Genomic DNA, 14,685 nt, shown 5'->3' with positions numbered 1-14,685 from the left:
CGCTGCCGGCCTCGCGCAGGACGAGCGCGACACGCTGATCGGCCTGCTCGGGCGGGTGCGCGGCAACCTGATCGACAGCAGCGGGGCGTGACGGCGGGCACGCCGGCTGCCGATGCGGCGCCGGCGCTGCGCGTCACGGCATGACGTCGACCACCACGCGCGCCGCCACATAGAGCCCCACCCCGTAGGTCAGGTGCGCGACGAGGCTGCGGCGTCGCGCGACGCCCGGCTGCGGCGTGCGCGCGGCGGCGATGCCGAAGCCGAATGCCGGCTGCATCACGAAGAACGGCGCGGCCACGCTGACGAGGCCGGCAGCGAGCGCGGGCAGCAGCGTCGGCGCGCGCAGCCATCCGGTTCCCGCGATCGCGACGGGCAGGGCCGCGAACGCGACGCCGATCGCGTAATGGGCGAACCAGCCGGCCGCGCGCTCGTACGGCACCGGCGCCGCCGCAACGATGGACGCATGCCGGAACCGGCCCGCCGGCATGTGGCCGAGCCAGCGGCCGACCAGCGCGTAATCGAGCGACGGAATGCCGAACACGTGCTGCCGGAACAGCGTCCACAGATCCAGCACGAGCGTGCCGCCCGCGCCGACCAGCAGCAGGCGGAACAGGGCGTCGGCCGTGCCGCTCATCGTGCGCCCCCGGCGTTTGCCGGGTGAAAGGCGCCGGGCAGGCCCGCGCGCCGCAGGGTTCGAATCGATGTCATCGTAATTCCACCTTGTTCCAAAGGGAGCGAGCGGCTATCTTGCAACTTCAAGTTCCCTTGAGGTCAAGCATGAGCAGTCTTGATATCGCCGACGTCACGCAACGCGCGGGGTTGCCTGCGTCGACGCTGCGCTACTACGAGGAAAAAGGGCTGATCGTGTCGAACGGGCGTCGCGGCCTGCGCCGGCAATACGATCAGGGGGTGTTGCAGCGGCTCGCGCTGATCGCGCTCGGCCGCGAGGCCGGCTTCTCGCTCGACGAGATCGGCGCGATGCTCGGCGCGGGCGGCGCACCCGCGATCGACCGCGCGAAGCTCGACGCGAAGGCCGACGAGCTGGACCGCACGATCCACCGGCTCAGCGCGGTGCGCGACGGCCTGCGGCACGCGGCGGCCTGCCCGGCGCCGAGCCATCTGCAATGTCCGACGTTCCAGAAGCTGCTGCGCGTCGTGGAGCATCGCCCGCCCGCGCGCCGCGCGAAGCAGGCCGGCGCGGGCGGCGACTAAGCGAGGCGCGCGGCTTTCGGTCGTGCTGTATCGTCGTTCGATCGCTTTGCGGCCCGAGGAGGCGCCATGAGCTTGCCGATCGCATGGGTGGTGTTCGACATGGAAGGGGTGCTCACGCACTACGATCGCGCGGCGCGGGTCGCGCGCCTGTCGGTGCTCACGGGCCGGCCGCCCGACGCGATCCGCCATGCGATCTGGGAGTCGGGCCTCGAAGCGCGCGCCGATGCCGGCGAGCTCACGCCGGCCGCCTACCTGGACGCGCTCGGCAGCCTGCTCGCATGCCGCGTGAGCCGCGACGCGTGGCTCGATGCCCGTCGCGCGTCGATCACGCCGAACGCCGAGACGCTCGCGCTCGCCGCGCGGGTGGCCGAGCGGCGTCCGATCGCGGTGCTCACGAACAACTGCCGGCTCGTCACCGATCATCTCGACTATCTGAATCCGCCGGTCGCACGGCTGTTCGGCGCGCATGTATTCGCGTCCGCGTCGTTCGGCGCGGCCAAGCCGGCCGCGCAGGCGTATCTCGGCTGCGTCGCGCAGCTCGGCGCGCGGCCTGACACGACGCTGTTCATCGACGATACGGATGCGAACGTCGCCGGCGCGGTCGACGCGGGGCTGCTCGGCTATCGCTTCGTCGATGCCGCGCGGCTCGCCGATGAACTGCGCGGGCGCGGGCTGATCTAGCAGGCCGCTTGCAAATACCGCGGCCGTCAGCCGATTGCCGCGCGCCGCACCCGCCCCAGCGCCGCTTCGAGCGCATCCATCGAGATCGAGCCGAGTGCGATGCGCAGCGCCTGCGGCGTGCTGGCCGTCGTCGCGAACGGCTCGGCGGTCGTCACGCGCACGCCGTCGCGTTCGAGTGCGGCCGCGACGTCGTCCGCGCGCAGATGGTCGGGCAGCATCAGCCACACGTAGTACGACGACGGGTGCGCGAGCAGCGCGCCGCCGCGCAGCATCCGCCGCGCGAGCGCCTGCCTGCTGCGCGCATCGTCGCGCTTTTGCTCCTCGAGCGTATCGACGACGCCTTGCTCGATCCACTGGCACGCGAGCGCGACCGTCAGCGACGGCGTGTTCCACGTCGAGACGCGGATCGCGCGTTCGAGCAGCGGCACCCAGCGCGGCGGCGCGGCAACGAAGCCGAGCCGCAACCCCGATGCCACGCTCTTCGACAGGCCGGACACGTAGACCGTGCGATCCGGCGCGAGCGTGAACAGCGGTGGCGGCGCGGGCTCCGCGAGGAACGCATACGCGCCGTCCTCGACGATCAGCAGGTCGTGCCGCTCGGCCAGCGCCGCCAGGCGCCGGCGGTCCGGCTCGCCCATGACCGCGCCGAGCGGGTTGTGCAGCGTCGGCATCGTGTAGACCGCGCGCACCGGCCGCCTCGCGCACAGCGCCGCGAGCCGTTCGAGATCCATGCCGCCGCCCGGGAGCGCCGGCACCGGCGCCAGTTCGAGCCGATGCGCATGGGCGAGCGCCTTCATGCCGGGGTAGGTGAGCGCGTCGACGGCGATGACGTCGCCCGGCTGCAGCAAGGCCATTGCGACGATCGCGAGACCCTGCTGCGCGCCGTTGACGATCAGCACCTGCTCGCCGGGCACGCGGATGCCGCGGTTGCGCAGATGTTTGGCGACGGTCTGCCGTTCGTGCGGCCGGCCGCCCTGCGGCGCCGAATGCAGCAGCGCGTCGAGGTCGCCCGACGCGGCGAGGCTGCGCAGCCCGCTGCGCAGCAGCTCGACCTGGCCGGGCAGCGACGGATAGTTGAACGTCAGGTCGATCGCGTCCGCGCGGGCAGGGTGCTGTTCGAGGCCGAGGCCGCGCGGCAGCGACGTATCGCGCACGAACGTGCCGCGCCCGGTCTCGCCGACGACGAGGCCGATCGCCTCGAGCTCCGCATAGACGCGCGCGGCGGTTGCGAGCGCGATGCCGTGCTGCTTCATCAGCGCGCGCACGGTCGGCAACTGCGCGCCGGGCGGCAGCCGGCCCGCGTGGATCCGTGCCGCGAAGTCGTCGACGATCGATCGGTATCGGGGTTCGCGCATCGCTTGTATCTGGAACAATTCTTTGTTTGTATCGGATCGGAAGATTACGCTGCCGACGTCGCTCACGCAAACCCTGTTCCCCATGATCGAACTGTCGACCCTCTCGATTTTTTCGGCGGCCGTGCTGCTGTTGCTGCTGTCACCCGGACCGAACATGACGTTCGTGCTTGCGCACGGCGTGACGTATGGCATGCGCGGCGGCGCCGCGGCCGCGCTCGGCATCGGCGTGGCGGACCTGATCCTGACCGCGTTGACCGCCACTGGCGTGACCGCGGCCGTCAACGCGTGGCCGCCTTCGTTCGACGTGATCCGCTACGCGGGCGCCGCGTACCTGCTGTGGATGGCGTTCAAGGCGCTGCGGCAGCCGGGGCGTCTCGGCGCGGCCGGCGCGCCGCAACGGTCGCTGGCGTCGGTGGCCGGCCGGGCGATGCTGAACAGCCTGCTGAACCCGAAGGCGCTGCTGTTCTTCGTGGTGTTCCTGCCGCAGTTCGTCGACCCGCGCCATGGCCCGGTCGCGGCGCAACTGGTCGAACTCGGCTGCGTGCTCACCGCGATCAGCACGGTGTTCCACCTGCTGCTCGGCGCGGCCGGCGGCACGGTGCAGCGCCTGGTATCGCGCCACGCGCGTGCGGCGATGCTGCAATCGCGCGGGCTGGCCGCCGTGCTCGTGCTGCTCGCGGTGCGGCTGGCCGTGATGTCGCGCCCGGCATGAGCGGCGGACGAACCCTGGATGCCTGTTCGAATCGTCAAGGAGACCGAATGTACATTGCAGCCTTCATCTACCAGCCGGGCGACGCCGACGACGCGTTTCGCGCGCTGAGCGCGACGATCGACGCGGTGGCCGCGAGCCTGCCCGGTTTCGCCGGTGCCGAGTCGTGGCGCTCGGCCGACGGCGAGCGGATCAACGCGACGTACTACTGGCACGACGAAGCGTCGCTGCGCGCGTTCGCCGCCGATCCGCGGCATCTCGACGCGAAGCGCCAGTATCGCAAGTGGTATGGCGGCTATCACGTGATCGTGTCGAAGGTCGAGCGCGCGTATGGCGACGCCGCGTTCGCGCATGTCGTCGCCGATACGCGGCGCGCGGCCACCCGGCAGCCGGAACCGGGCGTCGCCGGCTGACGCGCCGTGCGTGCCGCGATGCGCCCGATCACCCGGCGTAGTACACGCGGCACTCCATCTCCCGGCCGCGCACGATCCGCTTGCCGGCCAGCTCGCCGTGCGCCTCGGTGACGACCATCCGCTCGCTTTCGCGCAGCACGTCGTCGTAGAAGAACAGCGCGACCCAGTCGGCCATCGGGCTGTCTTCGTAGACGCGCCCCGTGTTCGAGAACAGCGCCGTGAAGTGCCAGCCGCCTCGCGTGATGTGCAGCACGGGCAGCCAGGCCTTGCCCTCGGGGTTCAGGCGCTTCGGCGCGAGCGTCGGCAACGTGCCGGCGGCGGCCCGCGCGCGATAGAGGCGGTCGATGTGAAGCAGCAGCTCGACCGGCGGCTCGGCACCGAGGCCGCCGTTGCGCGTGTGCGCGTGCCAGCGCCGCCGACGGCTCAGCACCTCGTCGAGCGCGGCGCGGATGCCCGCCGCGCGCCGCGGCCCGACCCCCGACACGGTTTCGAGCCGGCCGGTGCGGGCCGCCGCTTCGAGATCCTCGAGCGTGTCGATGTGCAGCGTGTCGTGGATGCGCATCGCGAGTTCGCGGCCGATGCCCGGCACGGCCTCGAACGCGGATGCGAACGCCGTGTCGCCGCGCAGCCGTTCGAGCTGGCGCCAGCGGCCCGTAAGCAGCAGCTCGGCGATCGCCTGCGCGACGCCGAGGCCGATTTGCGGCAGTGCGTCGAGCGCATCGATGCCGCCGGCGTCGAACAGCGCGCGGACGCTGCGGTCGAGCCCGTCGAGCGTGTCGGCCCCGGCGCGGTAGGCGCCGGCCCGGTACGGGTTCGCGCCCTGGTCGGCCAGACGCTGCGCGGCCTCGCGCAGGCAACTGGCGATTTGCCGGTTTTCCTCGTCGGTTCGGCTGGCGGTCGTCTGCATGGGCGAGGACGCGCGTGGGGTGCGAACGGTGGGGGGCGTGGCGCACGGGGCGCCGGTCAGGCCATCCCCGATTGTCCGGAACACGATGCGCGAAAAATTGATGCGTATCAATGGCAAACGTTGCACACGCGCACGGCCGGTTTCGCGGCGTGATACCCCGGACGGGCCGCGCGGCGCTACGCTGTAGTCAGGACAGCATAGCGGGAGGGCGGCGATGCAACGGGCGCTTCTGGTCTGCGGAATGCTGCTGGTCGCGGCGGGACTCGGCTGGCGCTGGCTCGCGCGGATTCCGTTCGGCCGCCTGCCGGGCGACATCCACATCGTGCGCGACGGCTTCAGCCTTTACCTGCCGCTTGCGACGTGCGCGGTGCTGTCGGCGGCGCTGACGCTGCTGGCGTGGCTGCTGCGGCGATGAACGGCCGGTGCGACGCGACGCCCGCAGGCTGCGCGCGCCTGTTTCTGTGCGGCGACGTGATGACGGGGCGCGGCATCGACCAGATCCTGCCGCACCCGGGCGACCCGCGCTTGTTCGAGCCCGTCTGCCGGTCCGCGCGCGACTACGTGCGGCTCGCGGAGCGGGAAAGCGGGCCGCTGCCGTTCCCGCGCGACGATGCGTATCCATGGGGCGACGCGCTCGCCGTGCTCGAGCGGGTGCAACCCGATGCGCGGATCGTCAATCTCGAGACGGCCGTGACCGCGAGCGACGCCCGCTGGCCCGACAAGACGGTGCTGTACCGGATGCATCCGGACAATGTCGGTTGCCTGCTGCGCGCGCGCATCGACTGCTGCGTGCTCGCGAACAACCATACGATGGACTGGGGGCGCGCGGGCCTCGACGAAACGCTCGCGACGCTCGTGCGCGCGGGCATCCGGCCGGTTGGCGCGGGGCGCGACGCGGCCGAGGCGGCAGCGGCGGCCGTCGTCGAGTGTGCGAGCGGCGTGCGCGTACGCATCGATGCGTACGCGTCGGCGAGCGCGGGCGTGCCCGACGCGTGGGCCGCGCGCGGCACGCACGGCGGCGTGAACGTGCTGCCGGACCTGTCGCCGGCGCGGGCCGATGCGATCGGCCGGCGTCTCGCGCAGGCGCGGCGCGCGACCGGCGACGTCAACGTAGTGTCGCTCCATTGGGGCGGCAACTGGGGCTACGCGGCAAGCGCGGACGAGCGCGCCTTCGTGCACCGGCTGATCGACACCGGCGGCGTCGACATCGTGTACGGGCATTCGTCGCATCACGTGCGCGGAATCGAACGGTATCGCGGCCGGCTGATCCTCTACGGCTGCGGCGATTTCCTGAACGACTACGAAGGCATCGCGGGCTACCGCGCGTATCGGCCCGATCTCGCGCTGATGTATTTCCCGCTGGTCGACACGGCGGGCGGTGCGCTGTGCGACCTGTTCATGGCGCCGATGCAGGTCCGGCGGCTGAGCGTGCGGCATGCGCCGGACGACGGTGTCGCGTGGCTGGCCGACGTGCTGGAACGGGAAAGCGCGGTGTTCGGCACGCATGTGCACGTGACGGCGGCCGGCATGCTGGCGCTGCGGGACTGACGCGGGCCGGCGCATGAAACAAACAGTAACCGATCATACGTCCCGAAATGTGCGGGAGACGTAAGCTAGATACGTGGCGTGCGTCAGGTACCGTGGCGCCGATCTTGCTGGAGCCTGTGATGAACCCGATTTCCGCGATGAAGCCTGCCGTCGTCGCGTTGGCCGTTTTGGCGCTCGGCGGCTGTTACTACTCGAGCCCGTACGGCTATGCGCCTTACTACGCGCCGTACTATGCGCCGGCGACGGTGTCGCAGGTGCCGGTCGCGCCGGACGGCACGGTCGCAACGCCGGATGCGCCAGCGGCGGCTGCGCCCGTCGAGGTCGCGCCGGTTTATCCCGTGCCGGTCTATGCGCCTTACCCGTATTACTACCCGGGCTGGTACGGCTGCTGCTGGCCGCCGGTCGCGATCGGCTTCGGCTTCCGGGGCCACTTCGGCGGCGGTCACCATCACATGGGCGGCGGACACTGGGGCGGCGGACACTGGGGCGGCGGGCACTGGGGCGGCAGGCCCTGGGGTGGCGGCGGGCACCGGCATTGAGCGGCGCGCGGCGACGGCGCGCCATGCAACGAAACGGCGCGGGCCTGCGCCGCGCAGGAGAGCACCATGAGAAACACGATCGTCCGATGCCTGTGCATCGTCTTCCTGGGCCTGCTGGCGATGCCGGGCGCGGCCGATGCGCAGACGGCCGCCTATACGAACGCGCCGGCGAACCTGCGTGCCGGCCCGGCGGAGGACTATCCGCTGGTCGCGCAGATTCCGGAAGGCACGATGGTGTCCGTGATCGGCTGCATCAGCGACTACACGTGGTGCGACGTCGCGCTGCCGGGCGTGCGCGGCTGGCTGTACGCCGGGCTGCTCGACTATCCGTACCAGGGCGGCGCGGCGCCGCTGCTCGACTACGGCGCCGAAATCGGCTTCCCGGTCGTGGTGTTCGCGATCGGGCCGTATTGGGATCGCTACTATCGCAACCGGCCGTGGTTCCACGACCGAGACCGCTTCACGCGCCGCGCCGAGCCGCGCATCGGCCCGGGCGGCATGCCGCCCGGGCGCGGCCATCCGCAGCAGAACGAGCCGCCGCCGGCGGCCGTCATGCCGGGCGCGGGCGGACGGCCGGGCGAGCGCGGCGGGCATGAGGGCGGACACGACACGCGGCCGTCGGCCACGCGCGGCGGCTGGACCGGCGGCATCCGCACGCCCGCTCCGGCGCCCATGCCGATGCCCGCGCCGGTGCCGCAAGGCGGCGGGAACATGCATGCACCGGCGCCTTCGGCCACGATGCATGCGCCGCCGCCTGTACCGGCAGCCCCGATGCACGCTCCGGCGCCGACGATGCAGGCGCCCGCGCCCGCCGTCGCGATGCCGCCGCAAGGCCATCAGGACGGTGGCGGAGGCGGCGGGCAGCGCGGCAGCTTCGGCGGCCGGCAAGGCGGTGGAGGCGGAGGCGGCGGACACGGCGGGGATTTCCGGCACGATTGACGGGATCGGCCTCGCAGCCTGTCTGGGGCGTGAAGCCAAAGAGGCCCGGAAGTCCCGGGCCGGAAGCGGGCGATCCGTCCCGCCACGGCGAGCGCCAGCGGGCCTGACATCGCGTCGCGTGGCGCGCGCCGTGCGTCAGGTCAGAGCATCCGCGAGAGCACGCCGTCCTTCATGACGAAGCGATGCGCGAGCGCCGCGCAGGCATGCAGGCCGATCAGGATCGCCAGCCCGGTGGCCCAGGCGCTGTGCAACTCGCCGATCGACGCGCCGAGCGTGTGCGGCGCGGCGATCGCCGGCAACGAAAACCCGTTCCCAAGCCCGACGTGCCAGGTGCGGCCGTTCGCGTTCAGCCAGCCGAGCACCGGCACCGCGATCAGCGACGCGTAAAGCAGCTTGTGCGTCGCGCTCGCAATGAACGCCAGGGCACGGCGCTGCTCGACCTGCGCGATGGGTTTGCGCGCGCCGGACCACAGCAGGCGCGGCACCGCGATCAACAGCAGCAACACGCCCAGATTCACGTGCAGCAGCACCAGCCCGAGCGGCGGCGCGGTGCCGTGGACGTCGGGCATCGTCCAGCCGACGGCGAACTGGGCGGCGACCAGCAGCGCCATGCTCCAGTGGAACAGGCGCGTGAGCCGGTCGTGGCGAGCGGCCTGGTGCGGGGTATCGGACATCGCGACTCCTTCGGGCGATTCGTTGAACCGGGTCGCGACATGGAAAGCGAAGGGCGGTGCTGCGTTGCGCAGCGCGCCGGGATCGGTGTCGCGGGCTGACGTGATCATCGCCGCGCGTTCCTTATGACCGCCTTAAGGTGAGCGAGCGCGCATCGTCCGCGTGCGTTGCATCCGCGGACGATGCATGCCGTGCGTCAATCGAGCAGCGCCAGGATTTCCTCGTACAGCGGCTTCGGAATCCGCACGCCGTTCGCGACGCTGCGCGCGCGGGCGTCGAAGCGCCGTTGCGACGGCAGCCGCGCGCCCTGCGCGACGATCGATTCGAGCATCCGCTCGCCGCGCGCGAGCCCCGCGTCGAGATCGTCGCCGAGGAACACCTTCGGATCGAACGCGATCACGAGTTCGCCATGGCACGGCGTCGCGCCGACGCCTTCGTCGAACGCCATCGACTCCTGGCTCGTCATGTCGCCGATCAGCGCGCCGCCGAGCAGTTCGACCATCGCCGCGAGCGCCGAGCCCTTGTGGCCGCCGAAGGTGCGCATCGCGCCGTGCAGCGCGGCCTTCGGGTCGGTGGTCGGCTGGCCGTCGGCATCGATCGCCCAGTGCGGCGGAATCGGCTTGCCTTGCTTCGCATGCAGCTCGATGTCGCCGCGCGCGATCGCGCTCGTCGCGAAATCGAACACGAACGGCACGCCGCCCGGCCGCGGCCACGCGAACGCGATCGGATTGGTGCCGAACACGGGCCGGTTGCCGCCTTCCGGCGCGACCCAGCTATGGCTCGGGTTCATTGCAATGCCCGCGAGGCCCTCGGCCGCGATCGCCTCGACCTCCGGCCACAGCGCGGAGAAGTGATAGCAGCGGTTGATCACCATCGCCGCGATGCCGTGCTGCTTCGCCATCTCGACGAGCACCGGCAACCCCGTCTCGAAGCTCAGCAGCGAGAAGCCGCGATGCGCATCGACCGCGACGATCGACGACGACAGCCGGCGCAGCGTCGGCACGGCCTGCGGATCGACCTTGCCTTTCTGCAGCGAGCGCACGCAGACCAGCAGCCGGTAGACTCCGTGCGAATGGCACTCGTCGCGCTGGCCCTGCGTGATCACGTTCGCGATCGCGCGCGCATGCGCGTCCGACATGCCGTGGCGGGTCAGCACGCGCAGCGCGAGCGCGTGCACGTCGTCGAGCGACAGGACGACTTCGTTCGCGTCAGACATCGCGCGCCTCCTTCGGCAGGACCAGCACGCCGTCGATGCGCTGCGCGATGTGCAGCGGATTGCCGTCGCGGAGCGCTTCCGGCAGCAGCGCGGCCGGCAAATCCTGATACGAAACGGGCCGCAGGAAGCGTTCGATCGCGCGTGCGCCGACCGACGTCGTGCGCGTGTCGGACGTCGCCGGGAACGGGCCGCCGTGCACCATCGCATGGCCGACCTCGACGCCGGTGCCGAAGCCGTTCACGAGTATGCGGCCGGCCTTGCGCTCGAGCGTCGGCAGCAGCGTCGCGAACAGCGCCGCGTCGCCGTCGCCGAGATGCGCGGCGATCGTCAGCTGGCCGTCGAGCGACTTCAGCACGCGACGCAGCGCGTCGGCGTCCGGGCAGCGCACGATCAGCGATGCCGGGCCGAACACCTCGTCGCGCAGTTCGGGCAGCGCGATGAACGCGTCCGCCGACGTCGCGAACAGCGCGGCGCGTGCCTGGTAGCGCTCGCCGTCGACGCCTTCGGCGAGCGACTCGACCGCGCCGTGCGCGCGCAGTTTCGCGACCCCCTCGGCATAGCTCGCGTGAATGTGCGGCGTCAGCATCGTCTGCGCCGGGGCGGCGCGCACGGCGCTCGCGGCGGCGGCCTCGAACGCGCGCAGCGCCGGTCCGTCGACGGCGAGCACGAGGCCCGGGTTCGTGCAGAACTGGCCGGCGCCGAGCGTCAGCGATGCGACGAACTGCGGCGCGATCGCATCGTGCCGCGTGGCGAGCGCGTCGGGCAGCAGCAGCACCGGGTTGATCGAGCTCATCTCCGCGTAGACGGGAATCGGCTCATGGCGCGCGGCCGCGATGTGCATCAGCGCGACGCCGCCGCGCCGCGAGCCCGTGAAGCCGACCGCCTTGACGCGCGGATCGGCGACGAGCGCCTGGCCGATCTCGCGCGACGCGTCGAACAGCAGCGAGAACACGCCGGCCGGCAGCCCGCATTCGCGCACGGCCTGCTGGATCGCGCGGCCGACGAGTTCCGACGTGCCCGGATGCGCGGAATGCGCCTTGACGATCACCGGGCAGCCGGCCGCGAGCGCGGACGCCGTGTCGCCGCCCGCGACGGAAAACGCGAGCGGGAAGTTCGACGCGCCGAACACGGCGACCGGGCCGATCGCGACGTTGCGCAGCCGCAGGTCGACGCGCGGCAGCGGCTTACGCTCGGGGCGCGCGGGATCGATGCGCGCATCGAGGAAGCCGCCGTCGCGCACGATCGATGCGAACAGGCCGAGCTGGCCGACGGTGCGCCCGCGCTCGCCCTCGACGCGTGCGCGCGGCAGGCCCGATTCGGCGACGCAGCGCTCGATCAGTTCGTCGCCGAGCGCCATGATGTGGCGGCCGATCGCGTCGAGAAATTCGGCGCGTGCCGCGAGGCTCGTTTCGCGATAGGTGTCGAACGCGTCGTCGGCGAGGGCGCAGGCCGTCTCCAGGTCGCGCAGGCTCGCGCCGCCGAATGCGGGCGCGAGCCGCTCGCCCGTCGCGGCGGCGATGGCATGGAGTTCGCCGTTCTGCCCGGTGACGGCAGATTGGCCGATCAGAAGCTGGCCGGTGAGTCGCATGGTTCTCCTCGAAAAAAGTGCGGGCCGGGCGCGCGGCCCGGCCGATGAAAAAAGGGAAGGAGGCGTCAGCCCTCGTCGTCGTCGAGCTGCAGCTTCGCGGACGGCACGCCGGTGTTCGCCCCCCAGTAGTAGATGACGAGCGCGACGGCCGCGACGACAACCGTGTCGTACGGATGCGCGAGCGCGCCGGTGCCGCCGAAGCCGCCGAAATACGACAGCGCGATCATCGCCGCGTAGAACGCGATCAGCCACGCCGACGAGCGCACCTGTTCGGCGAGGCTCAGGTGCGCGGTCGGCACCCAGCGGCGGCACGCGAGATAGATCGCGAACATCGCGATCTGCAGCCCGAGCAGCCAGGACACGGTGCTCCAGCCCGACCAGTAGACGATCAGCGCGGCGATCACGAACGACGCGGGGCCGGTGATCGCGAACGCGCTCGCGCGGAACGGCCGCGGCAGGTCGGGCGCGGTGCGCCGCAGCGCCGCGACCGACACGGGCGCGACCGCGTAGCTGAGCACCAGCGCGGCCGACACGATGTTGATCAGCGCTTCCCACGACGGGAACGGCAGCGTCCAGAAGATCGAGAGCCCGAAGGTGAGCCACAGGCCCGCGCGCGGAATGCCGGACGCTTCGTCGACGCGCGTGAACACCTTGAAGAAGGTGCCCGTCTTCGCCCAGCCGTACACGACGCGCGGCGTCGCGTTCATGTAGATGTTGCCGCAGCCGCTCGGCGAGATCATCGCGTCGGCGACGACCATCACCGCGAGCCAGCCGACGCCGAGCGCGAGCGCGATGTCGCGGTAGGGCAGCGAGAACGCCTTGCTGACGTCGTGCCAGCCGGCGGCGAGCATGTCCGTCGGAATGCTGCCGATGAACGCGAGCTGGAGCAGCACGTAGATCAGCGTCGACAGCACGATCGACAGGATCAGCGCGATCGGGATCGTGCGCTGCGGATTGCGCACCTCGCTCGCGACCGACACGATCGGCGTGAGCCCGAGGTACGCGAAGATGATGCCGCCCGCCGACACCGCCATCTCGATGCCCGGCATGCCGAACGGCGCGAAGCCGTGCATGGTCAGGTTCGCGGGCTTGAAGAACGTGAACAGCACCGCGATCACCGACAGCGGCACGATGAACTTGAAGATGCTGATGATGTTGTTCGCCTTCGCGAACGTCTTCACGCTCGAATAGTTCAGGTAGAAGAAGAAACCGAGGAGCGCGGCCTGCACGAGCCAGCCGAGCGTCGTCGGGTCGCTCGATCCTTCGGCCGTCAGCCCCGGAAACCACGCGGCCGCATATTGGCGCGCGGCGACGACTTCGATCGCGATCAGGCTCGAAAAGGCGATCAGCGTGATGAAGCCCATCAGGTAGCCGAGCAGCGGGCCGTGCGAGAACACCGGGTAGCGCACCACGCCGCCCGCGCGCGGTAGCGCGGCGCCGAGTTCGCAGTAGACGATGCCGAGCAGCAGCACCGCGAAGCCGCCGAGCAGCCACGAGAAGATGCCGGCCGGGCCCGCGATCGTCGACACGTGACTCGCGGCGAACAGCCACCCCGATCCAAAGATGGCGCCGAGACCGATGAACGTGAGGTCGGTCAGCGACAGCTGTTTCTTGAACTTCCCGTGGCCCGCGTCGGGGTGCGCGGAACGGGAAAGCGGCACGGACGGTCGTGCATTGCCTTGGCCTGGCATGGGCTGTGTCTCCTATGGGAATGTCGGCAACGGCGGAAATCGCGCCGCGCTCCCACGGAGCAGCGGCGCGCGCCTGCCGGCCGGCGGCGCCCGGTTCGATCGACCGGGGCGGGCCGCGGGGCCGGTTCACGCGCGACGCGGGCTGGCGTCGGCGTGAACGGGCCCGCGCGGGCCATGCCGGACGGGAAGCGGCGGCGCGCGAAGGGGAAGCCTGTGCGCCGCCGCCGGGGGGAAGTCGATCAGAGGCCGACGTCCGGCAGTGCGGGACGGTTTTCGAGCGCCTTCGCGACGATCGCCTTCACTTCCGCGAGCGTGTCGCCCTGCAGCGCGAGGCGCGGCGGGCGCGTGACCGCGCTGCCGCGGCCGACCAGCTCTTCGCACAGCTTGATGCACTGCACGAGGTCCGGGCGCGCGTCGAGGTGCAGCAGCGGCATGAACCAGCGATACAGCGCGAGCGCTTCGTCGAAACGCTTCTGCTTCGCGAGGCGGAACAGCGTCTCGCCTTCCTTCGGGAACGCATTCGACATGCCCGACACCCAGCCTTCGGCGCCCACGGCGATGCTCTCGACCACCACGTCGTCGAGGCCCGCGAACAGCACGAAGCGGTCGCCCACCGCGTTGCGCAGGTCGATGAAGCGGCGCGTGTCGCCCGACGAATCCTTGAAGCAGACGATGTTCTCGCAATCCTGCAGCGCGATCAGCACGTCGGGCGTCACGTCGTTCTTGTAGATCGGCGGGTTGTTGTAGACCATCACCGGCAGGTCGGTGCTGGTCGCGACCGCGCGGAAGTGCGCGGCTGTCTCGTGCGGCTTCGCCGAGTAGACCAGCGCGGGCATCACCATCACGCCGTCGACGCCGACGCGCTGCGCTTCACGCACGGTGTTGCGTGCGAACTCGGTGGTGAACTCGGCGATGCCGGCGATCACCGGGATCTTGCCGCCGGCCGCGTCGCGCGCCGCTTCGATCACCTGGAGCTTTTCCGACGTGGACAGCGACGTGTTCTCGCCGACCGTGCCGCAGACCACGAGGCCCGACACGCCGTCGTTCACCAGGTTCTTCACCACGCGGTGCGTGGCGTCGATGTCGAGGGAAAAGTCCGGCTTGAACTGGGTGCTGACGGCCGGGAAAACCCCGGTCCATTGAATGGCTTTGCGGCTCACTGAAATCTCCTACGGTTCGTATCGTTCGGCCGACAGGTGTCGGTGTGGTGACCAG

At 71.1% G+C, this 14,685-nt stretch carries 16 protein-coding genes; 8 read left to right on the top strand and 8 right to left on the bottom strand.

Annotation, left to right across the window (positions count from 1 at the left end; all coding sequences use genetic code 11):
- Nucleotides 1-133: 133 nt before the first annotated feature.
- Nucleotides 134-634, bottom strand: a complete 501-nt coding sequence (locus HWY45_RS00395) for a DUF2938 domain-containing protein (protein WP_059883083.1) — start codon at nucleotides 632-634, stop codon at nucleotides 134-136.
- A 143-nt stretch (nucleotides 635-777) separates the two neighbouring features.
- Between HWY45_RS00395 and HWY45_RS00390 the strand changes: the two genes are divergently transcribed.
- Together HWY45_RS00390 and HWY45_RS00385 are read left to right on the top strand one after the other, a co-directional pair.
- Nucleotides 778-1,212 carry a helix-turn-helix domain-containing protein gene (locus tag HWY45_RS00390; RefSeq protein ID WP_059883080.1) on the top strand — a complete coding sequence of 145 codons (435 nt, stop codon included), beginning with the start codon at nucleotides 778-780 and terminating at the stop codon, nucleotides 1,210-1,212.
- 66 nt (nucleotides 1,213-1,278) lie between these two features.
- Entirely contained in the window at nucleotides 1,279-1,893 is a 615-nt protein-coding gene (locus tag HWY45_RS00385; RefSeq protein ID WP_059883078.1) for an HAD family hydrolase, read from the top strand.
- Nucleotides 1,894-1,919: 26 nt separating this feature from the next.
- Here HWY45_RS00385 and HWY45_RS00380 read toward each other — a convergent pair whose 3' ends face one another.
- Nucleotides 1,920-3,248, bottom strand: coding sequence for an aminotransferase-like domain-containing protein (locus tag HWY45_RS00380; protein ID WP_059883075.1), 1,329 nt, complete (start codon nucleotides 3,246-3,248; stop codon nucleotides 1,920-1,922).
- 82 nt (nucleotides 3,249-3,330) lie between these two features.
- Between HWY45_RS00380 and HWY45_RS00375 the strand changes: the two genes are divergently transcribed.
- Nucleotides 3,331-3,960 carry a LysE family translocator gene (locus HWY45_RS00375; protein WP_059808168.1) on the top strand — a complete coding sequence of 210 codons (630 nt, stop codon included), beginning with the start codon at nucleotides 3,331-3,333 and terminating at the stop codon, nucleotides 3,958-3,960.
- A 47-nt stretch (nucleotides 3,961-4,007) separates the two neighbouring features.
- A complete protein-coding gene (locus tag HWY45_RS00370; RefSeq protein ID WP_059808164.1) occupies nucleotides 4,008-4,370 on the top strand; it encodes an antibiotic biosynthesis monooxygenase family protein in 363 nt (120 codons plus the stop codon).
- Between the two features lie 28 nt (nucleotides 4,371-4,398).
- On the opposite strand, the gene HWY45_RS00365 is transcribed toward HWY45_RS00370, so the two are convergent.
- Entirely contained in the window at nucleotides 4,399-5,277 is an 879-nt protein-coding gene (locus HWY45_RS00365; protein WP_059561434.1) for a helix-hairpin-helix domain-containing protein, read from the bottom strand.
- A 214-nt stretch (nucleotides 5,278-5,491) separates the two neighbouring features.
- Here HWY45_RS00365 and HWY45_RS00360 point away from each other — a divergent pair, with 214 nt between their 5' ends.
- The 4 genes from HWY45_RS00360 to HWY45_RS00345 all read left to right on the top strand — a co-directional run bounded on the left by HWY45_RS00360 (nucleotide 5,492) and on the right by HWY45_RS00345 (nucleotide 8,303).
- The gene (locus HWY45_RS00360) at nucleotides 5,492-5,692 is read left to right on the top strand and encodes a DUF2905 domain-containing protein (protein WP_059883073.1); all 201 of its coding nucleotides are present in this window, start codon (nucleotides 5,492-5,494) and stop codon (nucleotides 5,690-5,692) included.
- Nucleotides 5,689-6,825: a CapA family protein gene (locus HWY45_RS00355; protein ID WP_059883072.1), complete on the top strand. Its 1,137-nt coding sequence runs from the start codon at nucleotides 5,689-5,691 to the stop codon at nucleotides 6,823-6,825. The genes HWY45_RS00360 and HWY45_RS00355 overlap by 4 nt, the downstream gene beginning before the upstream one ends.
- 119 nt (nucleotides 6,826-6,944) lie before the next feature.
- Nucleotides 6,945-7,364, top strand: coding sequence for a hypothetical protein (locus HWY45_RS00350; RefSeq protein ID WP_059883070.1), 420 nt, complete (start codon nucleotides 6,945-6,947; stop codon nucleotides 7,362-7,364).
- Between the two features lie 66 nt (nucleotides 7,365-7,430).
- Nucleotides 7,431-8,303 carry an SH3 domain-containing protein gene (locus HWY45_RS00345; protein WP_059883068.1) on the top strand — a complete coding sequence of 291 codons (873 nt, stop codon included), beginning with the start codon at nucleotides 7,431-7,433 and terminating at the stop codon, nucleotides 8,301-8,303.
- A 140-nt stretch (nucleotides 8,304-8,443) separates the two neighbouring features.
- Here the strand turns inward: HWY45_RS00345 and HWY45_RS00340 are convergent, their stop codons facing one another.
- The 5 genes from HWY45_RS00340 to HWY45_RS00320 form a co-directional block, all read right to left on the bottom strand.
- Nucleotides 8,444-8,977 carry a cytochrome b gene (locus tag HWY45_RS00340; RefSeq protein WP_059883139.1) on the bottom strand — a complete coding sequence of 178 codons (534 nt, stop codon included), beginning with the start codon at nucleotides 8,975-8,977 and terminating at the stop codon, nucleotides 8,444-8,446.
- 194 nt (nucleotides 8,978-9,171) lie between these two features.
- A complete protein-coding gene (locus HWY45_RS00335) occupies nucleotides 9,172-10,191 on the bottom strand; it encodes an Ldh family oxidoreductase (RefSeq protein ID WP_059561417.1) in 1,020 nt (339 codons plus the stop codon).
- Nucleotides 10,184-11,779 (bottom strand): aldehyde dehydrogenase (NADP(+)), encoded by a 1,596-nt coding sequence (locus HWY45_RS00330; RefSeq protein WP_059883066.1) that lies wholly within the window; start codon nucleotides 11,777-11,779, stop codon nucleotides 10,184-10,186. Before HWY45_RS00330 ends, HWY45_RS00335 begins: the two co-directional genes overlap by 8 nt.
- 65 nt (nucleotides 11,780-11,844) lie before the next feature.
- Entirely contained in the window at nucleotides 11,845-13,470 is a 1,626-nt protein-coding gene (locus HWY45_RS00325) for an APC family permease (protein ID WP_059883064.1), read from the bottom strand.
- A 239-nt stretch (nucleotides 13,471-13,709) separates the two neighbouring features.
- A complete protein-coding gene (locus tag HWY45_RS00320; protein ID WP_059561408.1) occupies nucleotides 13,710-14,630 on the bottom strand; it encodes a dihydrodipicolinate synthase family protein in 921 nt (306 codons plus the stop codon).
- Nucleotides 14,631-14,685: the final 55 nt, after the last annotated feature.

Source organism: Burkholderia stagnalis, assembly GCF_902830275.1.
Classification (GTDB): domain Bacteria; phylum Pseudomonadota; class Gammaproteobacteria; order Burkholderiales; family Burkholderiaceae; genus Burkholderia; species Burkholderia stagnalis.
The sequence above is the reverse complement of the archived record's forward strand: the minus strand, read 5'-3'. Positions and strand labels throughout refer to the sequence as shown.

Excerpts from the sequence above, each read along its gene's own strand:
- HWY45_RS00395 (WP_059883083.1), bottom strand. The coding sequence starts at position 634 with ATGAGCGGCACGGCCGACGCCCTGTTCCGCCTGCTGCTGGTCGGCGCG.
- HWY45_RS00390 (WP_059883080.1), top strand. The coding sequence starts at position 778 with ATGAGCAGTCTTGATATCGCCGACGTCACGCAACGCGCGGGGTTGCCT.
- HWY45_RS00385 (WP_059883078.1), top strand. The coding sequence starts at position 1,279 with ATGAGCTTGCCGATCGCATGGGTGGTGTTCGACATGGAAGGGGTGCTC.
- HWY45_RS00380 (WP_059883075.1), bottom strand. The coding sequence starts at position 3,248 with ATGCGCGAACCCCGATACCGATCGATCGTCGACGACTTCGCGGCACGG.
- HWY45_RS00375 (WP_059808168.1), top strand. The coding sequence starts at position 3,331 with ATGATCGAACTGTCGACCCTCTCGATTTTTTCGGCGGCCGTGCTGCTG.
- HWY45_RS00370 (WP_059808164.1), top strand. The coding sequence starts at position 4,008 with ATGTACATTGCAGCCTTCATCTACCAGCCGGGCGACGCCGACGACGCG.
- HWY45_RS00365 (WP_059561434.1), bottom strand. The coding sequence starts at position 5,277 with ATGCAGACGACCGCCAGCCGAACCGACGAGGAAAACCGGCAAATCGCC.
- HWY45_RS00360 (WP_059883073.1), top strand. The coding sequence starts at position 5,492 with ATGCAACGGGCGCTTCTGGTCTGCGGAATGCTGCTGGTCGCGGCGGGA.
- HWY45_RS00355 (WP_059883072.1), top strand. The coding sequence starts at position 5,689 with ATGAACGGCCGGTGCGACGCGACGCCCGCAGGCTGCGCGCGCCTGTTT.
- HWY45_RS00350 (WP_059883070.1), top strand. The coding sequence starts at position 6,945 with ATGAACCCGATTTCCGCGATGAAGCCTGCCGTCGTCGCGTTGGCCGTT.
- HWY45_RS00345 (WP_059883068.1), top strand. The coding sequence starts at position 7,431 with ATGAGAAACACGATCGTCCGATGCCTGTGCATCGTCTTCCTGGGCCTG.
- HWY45_RS00340 (WP_059883139.1), bottom strand. The coding sequence starts at position 8,977 with ATGTCCGATACCCCGCACCAGGCCGCTCGCCACGACCGGCTCACGCGC.
- HWY45_RS00335 (WP_059561417.1), bottom strand. The coding sequence starts at position 10,191 with ATGTCTGACGCGAACGAAGTCGTCCTGTCGCTCGACGACGTGCACGCG.
- HWY45_RS00330 (WP_059883066.1), bottom strand. The coding sequence starts at position 11,779 with ATGCGACTCACCGGCCAGCTTCTGATCGGCCAATCTGCCGTCACCGGG.
- HWY45_RS00325 (WP_059883064.1), bottom strand. The coding sequence starts at position 13,470 with ATGCCAGGCCAAGGCAATGCACGACCGTCCGTGCCGCTTTCCCGTTCC.